Source organism: Streptomyces fulvoviolaceus, assembly GCF_000718165.1.
GTDB classification, from domain to species: domain Bacteria; phylum Actinomycetota; class Actinomycetes; order Streptomycetales; family Streptomycetaceae; genus Streptomyces; species Streptomyces fulvoviolaceus.
Window position 1 is genome coordinate 47,874 of sequence record NZ_JOEY01000007.1, and the last position, 14,688, is coordinate 62,561.

General features: G+C 68.3%; 10 protein-coding genes. 2 read left to right on the forward strand and 8 right to left on the reverse strand.

The features are described from left to right. Positions 1–25: 25 nt before the first annotated feature. Both IG08_RS0108895 and IG08_RS0108900 read right to left on the reverse strand, forming a co-directional pair. Positions 26–1,159, reverse strand: a complete 1,134-nt coding sequence (locus tag IG08_RS0108895) for an ABC transporter substrate-binding protein (RefSeq protein ID WP_030598511.1) — start codon at positions 1,157–1,159, stop codon at positions 26–28. A 59-nt stretch (positions 1,160–1,218) separates the two neighbouring features. Next, positions 1,219–1,881: a hypothetical protein gene (locus tag IG08_RS0108900; protein WP_158812192.1), complete on the reverse strand. Its 663-nt coding sequence runs from the start codon at positions 1,879–1,881 to the stop codon at positions 1,219–1,221. A gap of 82 nt (positions 1,882–1,963) precedes the next feature. Here IG08_RS0108900 and IG08_RS0108905 point away from each other — a divergent pair, with 82 nt between their 5' ends. Further along, positions 1,964–2,446 carry a MarR family winged helix-turn-helix transcriptional regulator gene (locus IG08_RS0108905; protein WP_030598517.1) on the forward strand — a complete coding sequence of 161 codons (483 nt, stop codon included), beginning with the start codon at positions 1,964–1,966 and terminating at the stop codon, positions 2,444–2,446. A 27-nt stretch (positions 2,447–2,473) separates the two neighbouring features. On the opposite strand, the gene IG08_RS0108910 is transcribed toward IG08_RS0108905, so the two are convergent. The 3 genes from IG08_RS0108910 to IG08_RS0108920 form a co-directional block, all read right to left on the reverse strand. Further along, positions 2,474–3,253 (reverse strand): dioxygenase family protein, encoded by a 780-nt coding sequence (locus tag IG08_RS0108910; protein WP_030598520.1) that lies wholly within the window; start codon positions 3,251–3,253, stop codon positions 2,474–2,476. Positions 3,254–3,388: 135 nt separating this feature from the next. Then, on the reverse strand, positions 3,389–4,336 hold the full coding sequence (locus IG08_RS0108915) for an NADP-dependent oxidoreductase (RefSeq protein ID WP_030598521.1): 948 nt from the start codon (positions 4,334–4,336) through the stop codon (positions 3,389–3,391). Positions 4,337–4,659: 323 nt separating this feature from the next. Then, positions 4,660–4,908, reverse strand: coding sequence for a hypothetical protein (locus IG08_RS0108920; protein ID WP_030598523.1), 249 nt, complete (start codon positions 4,906–4,908; stop codon positions 4,660–4,662). A 635-nt stretch (positions 4,909–5,543) separates the two neighbouring features. Here IG08_RS0108920 and IG08_RS0108925 point away from each other — a divergent pair. Continuing rightward, positions 5,544–8,279, forward strand: coding sequence for an ATP-binding protein (locus tag IG08_RS0108925; protein WP_158812193.1), 2,736 nt, complete (start codon positions 5,544–5,546; stop codon positions 8,277–8,279). A gap of 329 nt (positions 8,280–8,608) precedes the next feature. Here IG08_RS0108925 and IG08_RS0108930 read toward each other — a convergent pair whose 3' ends face one another. Genes IG08_RS0108930 through IG08_RS0108940 form a run of 3 tightly spaced genes read right to left on the reverse strand, consistent with a single transcriptional unit; the run spans position 8,609 to position 14,666 of the window. Next, the gene (locus tag IG08_RS0108930) at positions 8,609–9,700 is read right to left on the reverse strand and encodes a DEAD/DEAH box helicase (RefSeq protein ID WP_030598527.1); all 1,092 of its coding nucleotides are present in this window, start codon (positions 9,698–9,700) and stop codon (positions 8,609–8,611) included. Further along, positions 9,697–11,544: a DUF1998 domain-containing protein gene (drmB, locus tag IG08_RS0108935; RefSeq protein WP_030598531.1), complete on the reverse strand. Its 1,848-nt coding sequence runs from the start codon at positions 11,542–11,544 to the stop codon at positions 9,697–9,699. Before drmB ends, IG08_RS0108930 begins: the two co-directional genes overlap by 4 nt. Next, positions 11,541–14,666 (reverse strand): helicase-related protein, encoded by a 3,126-nt coding sequence (locus IG08_RS0108940; protein WP_030598534.1) that lies wholly within the window; start codon positions 14,664–14,666, stop codon positions 11,541–11,543. The genes drmB and IG08_RS0108940 overlap by 4 nt, the downstream gene beginning before the upstream one ends. Positions 14,667–14,688: the final 22 nt, after the last annotated feature.

Sequence of the window (14,688 nt, forward strand, 5' to 3'; positions counted from 1 at the left end):
TGGCTTGAACTCTCCCGCGCGAACGTCAGCCCTGGGTGCCGTTCTGGTCGACGGGGTAGAGGCCGAGCGTGTCCTCGGGGTCGGCCGGGCGCACGCCCTGGACCTCGCCGACGTACAGGGTGATGCGCCTCTTGTAGCGGTCGAGCGCGGTGCGGTCGCTCATGAACTCGCTGAGGCCGAGCGGGTTCATGTTCTCGTAGTCGAAGATTCCCTTGCGCCCGGCCGGCGCCGCGACGTCGCCGCGTACGCTCCAGATCCCGAAGTCGGTCATGTTCTTCTGGGTCTGCTGGGAAAGCGCCCAGCTCAGGTAGAGCTTGGCGGCCGCCTTGTGCGGGGCGTCCTTCAGGATGGCGCCGGTCTGCGCCCAGGCGAGCCAGGGGCTCTTCTCCGGGATTGTCTGCTGCGCCAGGCCGGGCGTGGCTCCGGTGGTGCCGAAGGTGGCCTCGTAGTCGCCGGTGCCGATCAGGTGGGCGGAGTCGCGGACGAACGTGGGGTTCTGGGCCAGCAGCTTCTTGACGTAGTCGAAGCCGTACTTGTCGGTGAGCTGCTTCCAGTAGTAGAGGACGGCGTCGTCGTCGTTGGGGTACGAGAAGACGAGCTTGTTCTTGAATTCCGGCTTCAGGAAGTCCGTGGCCTCCACCGGCGCCCCGTCTCCGAGCCTGGTCGCCGTGACGTTGGAGAAGCCGAAGAAGAAGAGGCCGGTGTAGTAGCCGTCCTTGTCCTTGACCTGGTTGTAGACCTTGTCCCAGCCGACCGGCCTGTACTTCTCCAGGACGCCCTCGTCCTTCCAGCGCGTGTAGTCGTCGAAGGTCTGGAGATGGACGACGTCCGCGACGACATGGTGCTCGTCGACCTGGTTGTCGATACGGGGACCGTGGTGCGAGCTGTAGTCGACGACCATGTCGACCTTCATCTTCGGGAACTGCTTGACGAAGGCGTCCTTGAGGAAGTCGTCCTGGCCCGGCTTGCTGCCGCCGGCGTAGACGGTGAGGGCCCCGCCCTCGGCGACAGCCTGCTGGTACAGCTTCTGCAACTGGGCTTCCTCGCTGGGGCCCTTGGTGGTGCCCTTGGAGGGCTCGGCCGTCGCCACGGCGGTGCCGCTCGCGGCCAGTACGCCGAGCGTGAGGGCTCCGATCCATGTCCTGCGGGTGGACTTCACAACAGCTCCTTCGTGGTGGGGTCGGCCGGACTTAGCTCGCTTCACTCGCTTCACTCGCTTCACTCGGCGAAGACGTACTGCTCGACGATCAGCCCCTTCTCTCGCCTCATGAAGGTGACCGTCCGGCTGCCGAGGGCGGAGCCGTGGATGACGCAACTCCATCCCGGATACACGCCGGCGGCGCGCCTGAGGCCCTCGTCGTCAGGGTTGGTGAGGGTGAGCGTGGGGCGCGCGGTCGGCCGGGGCGCTTCCTCGGCGGGCAGTTCCCGCATGAAGAGGATTTCGCGGATGATCTGTCCGCCCTGCCACTGCGCGACGGTCGCCATCCGGACCCCCATGGTGGGGATGCCGCCGATGGTGGCCGTCCAGTCGCCCCGCGCCACATTGGGCTGATGGGTGACGACGAGGGCGTCGGGGGCTTCCACCTGGAACTGGTGCATGGCCTCGATGTGCGGCTCGACGCCCTCGGTGCGCACCCCGCCCCACTCCACGACGACAGCGGCGGCGTGGTAGTGCCGCTGCATGTCCATGTCCTTGTTGTTCCAGGCGACGAAGTCCGCGATGTGGAAGTCCTTCGTGTTCTCCAACTCCTGCTGGAATCTGCTCCTTTGACGCCCCGACGAGGGCGACGCCACCGCCGGTGTGGCGAGTGCCGGGACGGCCAGCGCCGGGACGCCGATCGCTGTGGCTCCGAGCAATCCCCTGCGGGTGAGATCTGCCATTTTTCCTCCTGTGATGGAAACCATGATTTAAAGGATGAAAACGGTTGCATTTGACTTGATGCGTCAAGTTATCGTTGGGCACATGAGCGACGATGAGCCACGCTGGCTGAACACCGACGAGAACGAGGCCTGGCTGGCCCTCGCCCGCACGCTGATGCGGCTTCCGGCCGCGTTGGACACACAGCTCCAGCGGGATCAGGGCATCACCCACTTCGAGTACCAGGTGCTGGCCGGGCTCTCCATGTCGCCGGAGCACAACCTGCGGATGAGCGAACTGGCCCTGTTCGCGGACGGGTCGCTCTCCCGGCTGTCCCACGTGGTCAAGCGGCTGGAGCGGCGGGGGTGGGTCTACCGCACCCCGGATCCGGACGACGGGCGCTACACTCGCGCGTTCCTCACCGACGACGGCTGGCAGAAGGTCGTGGAAGCCGCGCCCGGCCATGTCGCCGAGGTGCGCCGCCTGGTCTTCGACCCGCTGACCAAGGCCCAGCAGAAGCAGCTGCGGGACATCGGTCGCCGTATCACCAACGCGATCGGCGCGGAGGACACCTGCCCCGACCAGTAGGACAGACACGGGTGGTGTGAGGGGTGATCAGCCGATCTGGACGGACCGCTTGGCCATCCCCAGCCAGAAGCCCTCGATGACACTGCGCTGGGTGTCCAGTTCGTCGAGTCCGGCGCCGAGGGCGACGAACAGGGGCGCCAGGTGGTCGCTGCGCGGATGGGCGAGCCGGCTCGACGGCGCCTTGCGCTCGAAGTCCAGCAGGCCGTCGAGGTCATGGGCACCCAGGACCTCACTGCCCCAGGCGTCGAACTCGGCCATCGCGGAGTGGACCCGGTTCTCCATGTTCATGGCGCGGAAGTTGTGGGTGAAGAACCCGCTGCCCATGATGAGCACGCCCTCGTCACGCAGCGGAGCGAGCTTGCGGCCCATGTCCACCAGCCGACGCGGGTCGAGCGTGGGCAGGGAGACCTGCAGGACCGGGATGTCGGCGTCGGGGTACATCTCCTTCAACGGCACGTACGCACCGTGATCCAGGCCGCGTTCGGGAAAGTCCTGCGTCGGCATGCCCGGGGTGCGCAGCAACTTACGGACCCTGTCCGCAAGTTCCGGGGCACCGGGCGTGGGATAGGTGACCTGGTAGTAGTGCTCGGGGAGGCCGTGGAAGTCGTAGATCAACGGGACGGTGGTCGTGGCGCCGATCGCGAGCGGCGCGTCCTCCCAGTGCGCCGAGATCATCAGAATGGCCTTCGGCCTGGGCAGCTCGCCGGACCACGCGGCCAGTTGGGCGGGCCAGAGCGGGTCGTCGGCCAACAGCGGGGCGCCGTGTGAGACGTAGATCGCGGGCATTCGTTCGGCTGTGCCGGTCATGTCGGTTCCTTGAAACACTGTCGGCCGCGAGAGTGCTGACGGGTTGTCGGGTACGAGGGTCTGCCAGGACCCTGCGTGGGAGTGCGGTCAGTTGTCGGGTACGAGGATCTGCCGGGCCCCTGAGCGGAAGTGCAGTCAGTTGTCGAAAGTGACGACGATCTTGGCGCGCGCTGCACCGGAGGCGAGCGTGGCGAGCCCTTCGGCGGCGCGGGCCAGGGGCAGGGTGGTGGTGACGTCGACGGTGAGAGTCCCGTCGGCAACCAGCTGGGCCAGCGGGGCGATGACCTCGCGGGTGGGCGCGGCCATCACGTTGGTGCCCGTGAGGCCGAGGGCGGCGAGGGTCTGCTCATCGGCGGCGCCGAGCGTGCTCGCGACCTTGCCGCCCTTGACCAGGAGGTCCAGGGGCAGGGAGTCAGCGGCGTAGGAGACGAGATCGATGATCGCGTCAATGCCGTCGGGACGGGCGGCACGGACCTGGTCGGCCACGGACCCGGTCGTGTAGTCGACGACCGTGGCGGCACCGAGGGCCTTGAGGCGATCGGCGTCGTCGGCCGCGGCGGTGGCGATGACGGTGGCTCCACGGGCCGCGACGAGCTGCACGGCGTAGGACCCGACACCCCCACCGGCCCCGATGACGAGAACGGTCTGGCCCGGCTGGGGGTCAATGCCGTCGACCGCCCCCAGGGCAGCGGCGCCGGCCAGCGGTAGAGCAGCGGCGGTCACGAAGTCCACGACGGAAGGCTTGGCGGCAACCGCGGCGGCAGGCAGCACCGCGTACTCGGCGATGGTTCCGGCCTGGATGGGAGGGGCCAGCAGGATGTGTCCGAAGACCTCATCGCCGGGCTCGACGTGATCGACACCCGCGCCGACCGCCTCGACCACACCGGCCGCGTCACGACCGAGCACGAGCGGGTACTGATGGGGCATCACCTCGGACATGGCACCCACAGCAAGGGCGTTGTCGAGGGCATTGAAACCGGCAGCCCTGACTTTGACCAGGACGGTTCCCTCGGCGACGGAGGGGGCGGGCAGCTCGGAGATCTCCGGCGACCGGCCGGGGGCAGGAACACTCAGTGCGCGCATTTTTGGCTCCATGGGGGTGGGCACTTCTTACCCGATTAAGTTGACGCTTCAAGTTAAAAGTAGGGTCAATGACTTGAAGTGTCAAGTAATTTTACTTGACACTTCAAGGGAATGGGCCTTGAGCGGCGGGCCGGGGCGGAGCCCAGCTGGCAGACGGGTCCGGCTGTACGCCGGGTTCCGCCAAGTCCTCTACCGACGTCCCGGGTGACCTGCGCATGCGTCGGGACGGGACGTCCGTGGCACACCGCAGAGCGTGCACGGTCAGGCATAGCTCACCGCAACCGCGTGCCTCCGCGCTCGGCGGAAGCATCGGCTACGAACGCCTACCGGGTTACGAGCAGGAAAGTCCTCAGTTGGGCGGCGTGGCCAGCCATCGCCACCTTCCGAGGGGCGAGATCCTCCATGGCGATCTCCCGCCACAGCCGGATCACGGCAGCAGCAAACGCTCGCAGCGCCTTCGGGTCGGACTCACGCCAGGACGGGACTCGCTGCACCCACGAGACTGCCTGCGCGGCCGTTGCCCCTGCCTCCATGATCCGGAGCGCAAGCATGAACGGATCGACCCAGGCCACGTTTCCTTCGGGCTTCGGGGGCCGGATGGTAGGACAGGGCCGCAAAAGCAGGCATCATGACTGTCGTTGCAGGTGGGGTGCGGGGCACCCAGACGTCAACTGACCGCCTCACGTCCTTCTCTTGACACAGGCGTGACGTGTGGGGAGCTAGAGTCACGATCGAGAAGTCATGATCAGACTTCACTTCGCCGGTCACCTCGGACGTCGCACCCGTGGACTGCGAACTGCTTGGCCTGTCAGGCCAGTTGGCCATACCTTCCGATGGATCCAAGACACCCACGCCGAACCCGACACCGGCCGCCCAGTGTCCGCAGACCTACGTAGGACGGTGTGCTGCCCCAAGCCGGGAGAAAGCCGCAGCAGCGGTCGACGGAGGTGACTCGCAGGTACGACGTGAGTAGCACCCGACCTCACCTCGAAAATACCCCTTCCCTGCACGAACGGCCCACGCGACCGGCCAAGTCACCCCAAGTCAGCACCGTCAACCGGTCTCCCCATCACGACATCGCCGCCACCCGTGCCGTGACGACGCGAGGCTATCCACGCCCAACCGCGTGCACGTACCGTAACCATGCGTAGGCAGGTGCGCATCGGGGGCGACTATGGATCCAGCGAGTTTGGCAACCACTGCGGCCGTGACACTCGTGTCGACCCTCACCACGGAAACCTGGGAGCGTGCCCGGGCAGCTGTGGAGCGCTGGTGGGGGCAACGGCATTCTCAGGAACCGGACAACGTGGGCAACCAGTTGGAGTTGGTCCGCCGGGACGTCCTGAGGGCGCGGCTGGAGAACGACGACGAGGCTCAGGTCGCCCTGGCCATCCGCTGGCAGGGCAAACTGGAGCAGTTGCATCGGAGGCAACCAACCGTCGCGGACGAGTTCCGGCAACTGGTCGATCATGAACTGCTTCCTGTCCTGACCTCAGAAGAACAACGGCACGTGAGCGAGCTGACCGAGCTACTGCTCAAGCCTCCCGCGGCCTCCCACTGGACCTCGCGCCACTACCTGGGCCCCACCGCCGTGACGGTCACGCACACCCTTCCCCGCCGCAACCCGTTCTTCACGGGCCGTGATGAGGAACTGCGCAGAATGACCGAGGCGATCGGCCGAGCCATGGAGCGGCGGGCCTCCGCCGTCCACACGATCGACGGCATGCCCGGCGTCGGCAAGACAGGCCTCACTGTGCATCTCGCCCATGACCTCGCCGACCAGTTCCCCGACGGACAGCTGTTCGTATCGCTGCACGGGCACACGCCCGGCCGGCTCCCTGCCCGGCCGTTCGCCGTCCTGGGCGACCAGCTGAGCCGTCTCGGTGTCCCCACACCGCACCTGCCCCCGGACCAGGACGGCCGATCGGAGTTGTGGCGCGGTCTTCTGCACGACAAGCGGATGCTGATCATCCTCGACGACGCCACGGGGCACGGCCAGGTGCGGCCGCTGCTGCCGGGAGACGGCCGGTGCCTGGTCCTCATCACCAGCCGACGTCGTCTGACCGCTCTTCCGGAGACGGAGTCCTTGTCGCTCGACACGCTGCCGCACGAGGAGGCGTGTCAGTTGTTCATCCGGCTCATGTCGCGTCCTTTACGACCGCAGGAGGAAGGTGCCGTCGGTGAACTGGCCCGGTTGTGCGGTTGTCTACCGCTGGCCATCGAGCTGCTCGCCGGAAAGCTGCGGCATCATCCGTCCTGGGACACGACAGATCTCGTGGACGATCTGGCCTCGGCGCAGCACCGGCTGGCCCAGTTCAGGGCGGAGGACGTGTGGATCGGGGCGGCCTTCGACCTGTCGTACCGCGATCTTCCGCCCGCTCGGCAGCGCCTGCTCCTCCGGCTCGGCCTGCACATCGGCAGCGACATGGACGCCCACGCGGCAGCAGCGTTGGGAGGCATTCCGCTGCCGGAGGCCCGTGAGGGCCTGGAGGCCCTCTACGCGGACCATCTGCTGGACGAGCCGGTCCGCGGCCGCTACCGCATGCACGATCTGCTGAAGGATCACGCCCGCAACCACGCGGCCCAGGACCCGCCGGAGGAAACCCGGCAGGCCATCGAGCGTCTGCTGGACTACTACGAGACGACCGCGGAAGCCGCCGATCGCCATTTGTCCCCGCAGCAGCGCCTGCCGGACTCGACAATGCCCCCACCCCGGTCCCCCGTCCCCAGCCTGCCCGACCGACGGGCCGCGCTGGACTGGATGCGCGGCGAACACGCCAACCTGCTCGCCTGTGCGGCCAGGGCCTCCGCCCAGGCCCAGCACCCCCGTGTCATCCGCCTGGCCTTTGCCATGGACGCCTTCCTCCATCAGGTGGGCCCCTGGGAGCAGGCCCTCGCCCTCCATCGGGCCGCGGTAGCCGCGGCGCAGCTCATGGGAGCGGCGCCGTACGAGGCACGTGCCCTGAGGAACCTCGGCGCCATGCTCTACCTGACCGACAACTACGCCCAGGCCACTGACATGTTGGAGCGCGCGCTCACCCTCTTTCAGGATCTCAGCGATCTGCACGGTCAGGCGGGAGTCCTCAAGGACCTGGGGGTAGTGCACGGCCTCACGGACGACTACGGCCGCGCGCTCGAACTGCTGGGCCAAGCCTGTACGGCGTACCGCGGTCTCGGCGACCGGGCCGGCGAGGCACGGGCGATGAGCCAGCTCGCAAGCGTGCAACGACTCACCGACGACTACTCGGGGGCGCTCGGAACGCTCCAGGAGACCCTGGCCGTTCACCGTGCTCTCGGCAACAGGTTCGGCGAGGCTGGAGTGCTCGCCCAGATCGGCGGAGTCCTGCGCCTGCGCGGCCTCCACCAGCGGGCCGTCGCCGTACTGGAACCCGCCCGCGACCTGTGCCACGAAGTGGGCGATCGGTACGGCGAGGCCGTGGCGCTCAAGGAGTTAGGGGTGGTGTACCGACTCACCGACGACATCACCAGGTCCATGGGCCTGCTGACGAAGGCACTGGCCATCTATCGCAACCTCGGGGACCGGTTCGGCGAGGCCGGCACGCTCACCCACCTCGGCGCCGTGCAGGGGCTGATGGGGGAGCGTGAAGAGGCGACCGATCGATTCCGGCAGGCACTGGCCATCCATACGGAACTCGGCAGCCGCCACGGCGAAGCCATCACGCGCAACAAGTGGGGGATCGTTCTGCGCAACTTCGGTGATCTGACCGGCGCCCGCTACCAGCACACACGAGCCCTCCGGCTCGCCCGCGCTGTCCCCAGCCTCGTGGAGGAGGCACGCGCACTCGAAGGGATCGGCCGGTGCGACCGGCATCGGAGCGGACAGGACCAGGACTCGACCGACCACCGTCTGCAGCAGGCATTGGCCATTTACCAGCGCATCGGGGCCGGCGAGGCACTTAGCTTCGCCAACGGGCTTTCCTGAGCAATGGACGGGCCCGCACGTCGACGTCGACACGAGAGCGTCCGGCACAGCCTCAGTACTCTGATCAGAATCCCATCGGCAGACAAGTCGGGCTGTACGCCGGGGGCAGGTTCGCGGCTCGGAAAATCGACCTCTCAGCTGCACAGACGTGGTGCGCGACCGCAGGCCGTGCACGTTGCGTGCACACCAGCATGACATGCTCCCGGGGCGCCCAGGGGCCGCCTCCGGCGGTTCTCCATTCTCGGCGGCGGGTGCCAGGAGAGACCGCAGGCCGCCGGACAGCAACACCAGGCCGTTGCGGCCCCGGTGACACCTATCCAGGGCTTTCGTCAGCCGCGCAGCAGGTAGCCGGACCCCACCTGCGCACACAGAGGTGGCTCGGTGTCCCCCTCGTAGGCCAAATGAAGTTCACGTCGTGCGCGGGTGGCCAGAACGTAGTACGCCATACGCAGGGCGGCCGAGGTGGGATCGACCGCCGCGTCCGTATGTATGTCAGGGATGACGACGGTGTCGAATCCAAGCCCTTTGGCGCTCGCCCGGTGGACGAGCACGATTCCGGGCCGGCCAAAGTCCAACGTACGATAGCGGCCTTGCGCGGCGCGGGCCCGGGAGGTGTACAACTGCGTTTTGAGCCGTGGTGCTCTGCGCTCCAGACTGCCAAGCAGCGAGAACTGGGTGTGGGTCGAGTTCACGATCACGCCGATGCTCTGCTGGGGGTGCTTCTCCGCCAGGAGGATCAGCAGGTCGGCGGCGCCCCGGTGCGGCAGACGGTGCAGTCGCGGAGGCGGCCCTTCGCGTTCGGGGAGGGCAGGCACTCCGGCCCCCGCGTGGAAGTGGGCGGCGAACGCCGCGATCTGGCGTGTGTTGCGGTGATTCCCGTCGAGTTCGAGACGCGTGCACCGGCCCAGGCGCTGGGCGATCTCCTCGAGAGTGGAGTTGGTGTCGGTCAGGCGCTGGCACTCGTCGGCGTACACCGTCGTACGGGCCTGGAGCAGCCGGCAGAGGCGGTAGAACTCGGGCGGCAGGTCTTGGCCTTCGTCCACGACGAGGGTGAGACCGGGTACAGGGCCGGTCTCCGCGGCGCGCTCGTAGCATGCCGCCCAGTCGTACCAGCCGTCGCCGGTACGTGGGACCTTCCCGCCGCACCACTCGGTGAGCCAGGCGTGCGCGGTCGCCACTCGTACGCTGCGGTCCGCCGGGCCCATTGCGTGGACCATCGCGGCCAGGGACTGTCGTAGAAGGTTGGAGCGGGTCAGCAAGGTCACGGGAGTGCCCGTGAGGGCGAGCATGACGGCCCGTTGGGCGGCCAGGAGGCTCTTGCCGCTGCCGGGCGGGCCGCTGACGAGATGGTTGCCGTCGAAGGGGAGATCGTCGAGGCAGGCGCGTTGTTCCGACGAAAGGCCGAGGTAGGTCAGTGTCATGACTTCTCCAGAGCGGTGACCGCGGCGGCACGGGCAGCGGTGACTATCGCTTCCAGGTAACCGGGCACGTGTTCGCCGCCCACGACCAGGGCGCGGTCGAGCAAGGCGTTGCCGGCCTCGCAGCTGGTCTCCGGGAGGAGGGCGCAGGCGTGGCAGGCGGCGCGGTTGAGGTTGCCGAAGCCCTGGCCGGTGTGTTCGGCGCAGAGGGGGTCGGCCGAGCACCAGGCGGCTGCCTCCGTCATCCGCAGCAAGGTCTCCGCCAGGCGCGGGGGTTCACCCTGCCGGACGAGGCCTCCGAGGGTGCCCTCGGCGTCCCCGGCGGCGGTGTAGACGAGGATGCCGAACTGGTCCTGCTCGGGCCGAGCGTAGATCCGTTCACGCAGGCTCGCCGTGGTGTATCCGGATTCGAAGGAGAGCTGACGGATCAGCAGATGCGCCAAGGTGTGCAGGAGGACGAATCGAGGGGCGAGTTCGGGTCCTGTGAGGGCCTCCAGGCGGTCCTTCTGGAAGGAGCGGTCGAGATCCGCACGCATGCCGCCGACACGCTGACGCACTCTCATATCGCTTTCCCAGACGACCAGTTCGTCTCTGTCCAGCGTGAGGAAGACCCCTTCTCCGAAGACCTCCACCGCCGGCAGCCACCTCAGGCGCCTTGCGGTGTCGGCGGGGACGGCTACGGCGTCCGGTGAGACTCGGGTGAAGCCCGACAGTGCGCGTACCTCACGCAGCCGGTCGGCAAGGACGATCCTGCCGAAACGGCGCCGCAGTCCCGCCCACGGGTCCTCGGTCTCGTCGGCGAGACCGAGGGTGGTCTCGCGCAACGCGAAGTCGCGCGTAGCCGGCGGAGTGGGTGCCGTGAATGCGGCCCATTCCTCGCGGCTCAGATCGGGCCGGGCCGGGGCGGCGGGCGCGTCGGAGGACGCCTCGGGAGCTTGTCCCGTCTCCTCGCTGAGCAGTGCGTCCAGGAGGCCCTCGTCGGCACCGGTGTCCTCCAGGATCACCTCCCGGAACATGGCCGCGCGCGGCTTCCCGGCGTCGCGGCACAACTGCACCCACAGATCATGCTGGCGTACACGTTCGGCCAGCGCATCGTCGTCATGAGCGCGTACGTCCGTCTCGGGAATGTCGAGAGCCGAGTGCGTCACCGGGTAGTACAGGTTTCCTGCTGTTCTCTGGACCACCTGTACCGGCTTGACGCATTCAGTGGCTTCGCTCCTCCTCTGCCAGGGATTGCGTCCCGAGCAGCGCATGCCGTGCGTGCCGAGGATGTCGAGCAGATCGCGGGCAGCGCCGCAGCCCTTCGCGGTGCAGGTGACAGAGAGCGCCTCGAGTCCTGAGGCGCGCTCGGAGACGAGGAAGCGGAGCTTCTCGCGTTCGCCGCACTGACGTCGCTCGCCGGCCTCGCGCCTCGAATGGGCCCAGAACCACCAGTCGATGTCACTGAGATGCCCGGCCGCGCAGATCTGCACGAACCGCATGGGTGCGAGCATCCGGCCCGGCGAGCAGGAGGGGCAGCGCGGTGGCTGTCCGGGCTTCTCGTCGGCGATGCGCCAGCGCTTCATGCGCCGGCACGCACCACAGAACAGCCAGGACGGGAAACGAATGTACGGCGCACCGGGCGCGTCCGGCGTGTCGTAGCGGTCGTTGGCCGTGGCGGGAGCGGCGTAGAAACCCGTCACCCCGAGCCGGGACGCCAGCCGGGGCGACTCCACCTTCTGTCGGCCTTTTCCCGGCCAGTCACCGATGCCGGTGGCGACGAACGACTCCCCCTGGATGTCGAAGACGGCGCCGACCCCGAAGGGCACCACCGTCTGCGACTGGCGTACCCGCAGCTTGCGGCTCACAGGTCGGCTCCCTTCACCATCACCTGGCATTCCCGGTCGACATTGCGCATGGAGTTCGGCGTCTCCCACAGTCCGTAACGCTGTTCGAAGCTCTTGATGAGGTTGGACTGTCCCTTGCCCTGGCTGCGGTAGTACAGCTCCCGGCCGTCCTTGCGGGCTTCGCGTGCGGCGTCCTCCCAGACGGCGATGAGGTCCGCCAGTTCCTTTCGTACGGCGTCACCGGTGGACGGTTCGCAGGCCTCGGCACGGGTCGCCAACTCCTCGGCCACCGCCTCCACTTCGGCAATGCGGTCGGTCACCTGTCCCGCCTGGTTCTCCGCGGCGAGGCCGAGCCTGTGCCGTACGAGGATGACGAGCGCGGCGTGCAGGGCGCGGGCCCGGGAGGGCATGGACCAGGGGGTGACGCTGGTCGGTTCGACATGGCGGTAGAGGGAGCGGTGATAGACATCGAAGGTCTCGTAGTGCGAACGGTCCCGGGGGCGGGTGGCGTTCAAGAACGTGACGACGAGACCCGGTACGGAGTGTCGGCCGACGCGGCTGGTGGCCTGGATGTATTCGGCGGTCGTCTTGGGCTGTCCCTGCATGAGCATCAGCGCGAGTCGCTTCACGTCGACGCCGACCGAGAGCATGTTGGTGCAGGGCAGGAAGGAGACCGACTCCTTCTCGTCCCACCGTTTCTCCAGACGGTCGAGCAGGACGGGCTGCTCCGCGCGCGGCAGATTACTGGTCAGCTCCTGAACCTGATGGTCCGCCAGTTCTCTTGTTCCCAGGCCTGATTCGAGCCCCGCAAGCTGCGCGGGGATGTCGTCGGCTGCGGCGGTGACGGTGCGGCCGAGCTCGCGCAGACTGTGGTGGTAGGCGACCAGCGTCCAGTAGGCGTCCCGGTGTTCCTCCGGCAGTTCCCACGCTCCCTGGAGCATGGCGGCTGCGGTGGCCACGGCGGCGCGGCCCGCCGTGTGCCCCTGGGCCATGACGCCGAGGTAGCGGCGGCCGGGGCGGGAGGTGTCGGGTTCCGCGAAGTACGAGTGGCGGGCGTCGAGCCCGGCGGGCGGGAAGAGCTGGACTCCGCCGCCGTACAGGGCCCGGACCTGCTCACCGGAGCGGCGAATGGTGGCCGTGGACGCCACGACCTTGGGTCCGATGCCGTCGGGTGTGGTGCACAGGCCGAGGACGGCCGCCTCGTACAGGCCGACGGTGGTGCCGAGGGGGCCTGTGAGCAGGTGCAGCTCGTCCTGGATGACGAGTGAGGGCGGCTGGTTTCCGCTCCCCGCACCGAACAGCCGTCCCGCGCGGGGCTCCCAGGCCAGGCGGGCGAACTTGTCCACCGTGCCGAGGACGAAGGTGGGCGGCCGGTCGTAGAGCTGCTCGTCGACGACTGCGACCGGCAGTTCGTCGTGGAAGGCGCACTCGTCGCGTGGGCAGAAGAAGGCGAAGGAGTCCGCGGCGGCGCGTACTCCGTAGTCCCCGATGTCCGGCGATTTGTGGGCGGGCAGGATGCGGGTGCCGCACCACGGGCAGCGGTCGAGGATGAAGACGTCGTCCGGCCGGGCGGCGGCACGTACGTCGTCGAAGGCCGCGCGGGCCTTTTCGTAGGTGTTCGGGGTGGTGGTCTCGCCCACCCACAGGCCGATCGAGAAGGGCTCTTGTCCGTAAGTGACCGGGTCGGCGCGGCGCAGGGTCTCCAGGGCGCAGACGGTGGTGGCCGCGCGCTGGAACTGCTGGGTCGTCAGCAGGCTGAGGGTGTAGCGGCTCAGGACTGCGGTACCGCCTCCGTCGGGTTCGCGCCTGCGCAGCACCATCTCGAAGGCGGCGAGCAGCAGATACGCCTCTGTTTTGCCGCCACCGGTCGGGAACCAGATCAGATCCGTGGTGGCGCGGTCCGTGTGCCGGGGATCGGCCACCCCGTCCAGGGCGAGCAGGAAGAACGCCAGCTGGAAGGGGCGCCAGGCGGCGGCCTGGTCCGGCTCCGGATCGAGGGGGACGGCAGCCCGACGGGGTCGGCGGGTGCCCGCCAGGTCGGGGGCGGAGTGGCGCATCTGCAGAGCCATGGCACGGTTCGCAGCGCGGAAAGCGTTCAGCAGTTCGGGGCGGCTCGGGTCGCAGAGCGTGCGCACACCGGATTCGATCCGGGTGACGGTGTCACGGATACGCCGGAGGATACGGTCGGCAGCGTCACGGCCCCAGTCGGGGACGTCCTGATTCAGCTGCCCCACGTACCACGCACGGTAGTCGGCGACGAACTCTGCCAGTTCCTCACGGAGTTGGCCGACGGAGACCTCGGGGTCGGCGAGGTGCAGCACGTCGAGTACCGGAGTTCCGCTCAGGCCTGCGGCCCGGACGCCGCTGGCCTCGGCCTCCGGCATGACGGCCGCGCTGAGAGCGGTCACCCGGCTCGCTTCCTCGTCGTAGTGCTCGGCCACCGCGCAGCCATGGCCGACGGCGTGGGTCCGCACATGCTCGTACTGCAGGCGCAGTTCCTGTTCCTCCAGGTCGCGGCTGGCCAGTCGGACGCTCGGGTACTGGCGGATCCCGCCGTCCAGGGGCCGGGCTTCCAGGCCCACCTGGAAGAGCATCCGGTCCCACTGAGCGGCCTTCCCGAGGGCCTGTTCATGGCGGGCGATGTTGACCAGGGCGACGGTGACCAGGTGCCCGGTGCCGAACTCGCGTCGTCGGACCCGGAGTTCGGCGCGCCCGTCAAGGACAGCCACGTGGTCGCGGTCCGGGCCGAGCGTGTGGGACTCGGTGGGGAGCGGGACGCGTTCCCAGTGCCGGCCGCGTTCGCCCGTGGCGGCGTGGGTCTGGTAGCGGGCACCGGTGCAGGCGATCTCGACGGTGGTGGCGTCGGTGTAGAAGCTGAAGCCGAGCGACGAGGGCAGCCAGGCGTTGGACTCGGACACGGGATCACTCGCGGGGGCGGTGTCCTCGGCCGCGCCTTCCGTGCCGGCACCTTCGAGTTCCTCCGCGGCAAGGTCCAACTGGCGTTGAAGATCGGCCTCTTGGGGGTACAACGTACCCATGAGGTACTGCCGGTCGGGTGGGGCATCGAGCGTCTCGTGCTCTCCTTGGACCGGGCCGACGAGCTGCCGGTGCAGGTAAGCGGCGAGTTCCTGTCTGGGATCCATGGTGTTCCTTGAGGAGTACGCG

What these genes read in the sequence shown, in the direction of transcription:
- IG08_RS0108900 (WP_158812192.1), bottom strand. Translation starts at nt 1,881, where the DNA reads ATGGCAGATCTCACCCGCAGGGGATTGCTCGGAGCCACAGCGATCGGC.
- IG08_RS0108905 (WP_030598517.1), top strand. Translation starts at nt 1,964, where the DNA reads ATGAGCGACGATGAGCCACGCTGGCTGAACACCGACGAGAACGAGGCC.
- IG08_RS0108910 (WP_030598520.1), bottom strand. Translation starts at nt 3,253, where the DNA reads ATGACCGGCACAGCCGAACGAATGCCCGCGATCTACGTCTCACACGGC.
- IG08_RS0108915 (WP_030598521.1), bottom strand. Translation starts at nt 4,336, where the DNA reads ATGCGCGCACTGAGTGTTCCTGCCCCCGGCCGGTCGCCGGAGATCTCC.
- IG08_RS0108930 (WP_030598527.1), bottom strand. Translation starts at nt 9,700, where the DNA reads ATGACACTGACCTACCTCGGCCTTTCGTCGGAACAACGCGCCTGCCTC.
- IG08_RS0108940 (WP_030598534.1), bottom strand. Translation starts at nt 14,666, where the DNA reads ATGGATCCCAGACAGGAACTCGCCGCTTACCTGCACCGGCAGCTCGTC.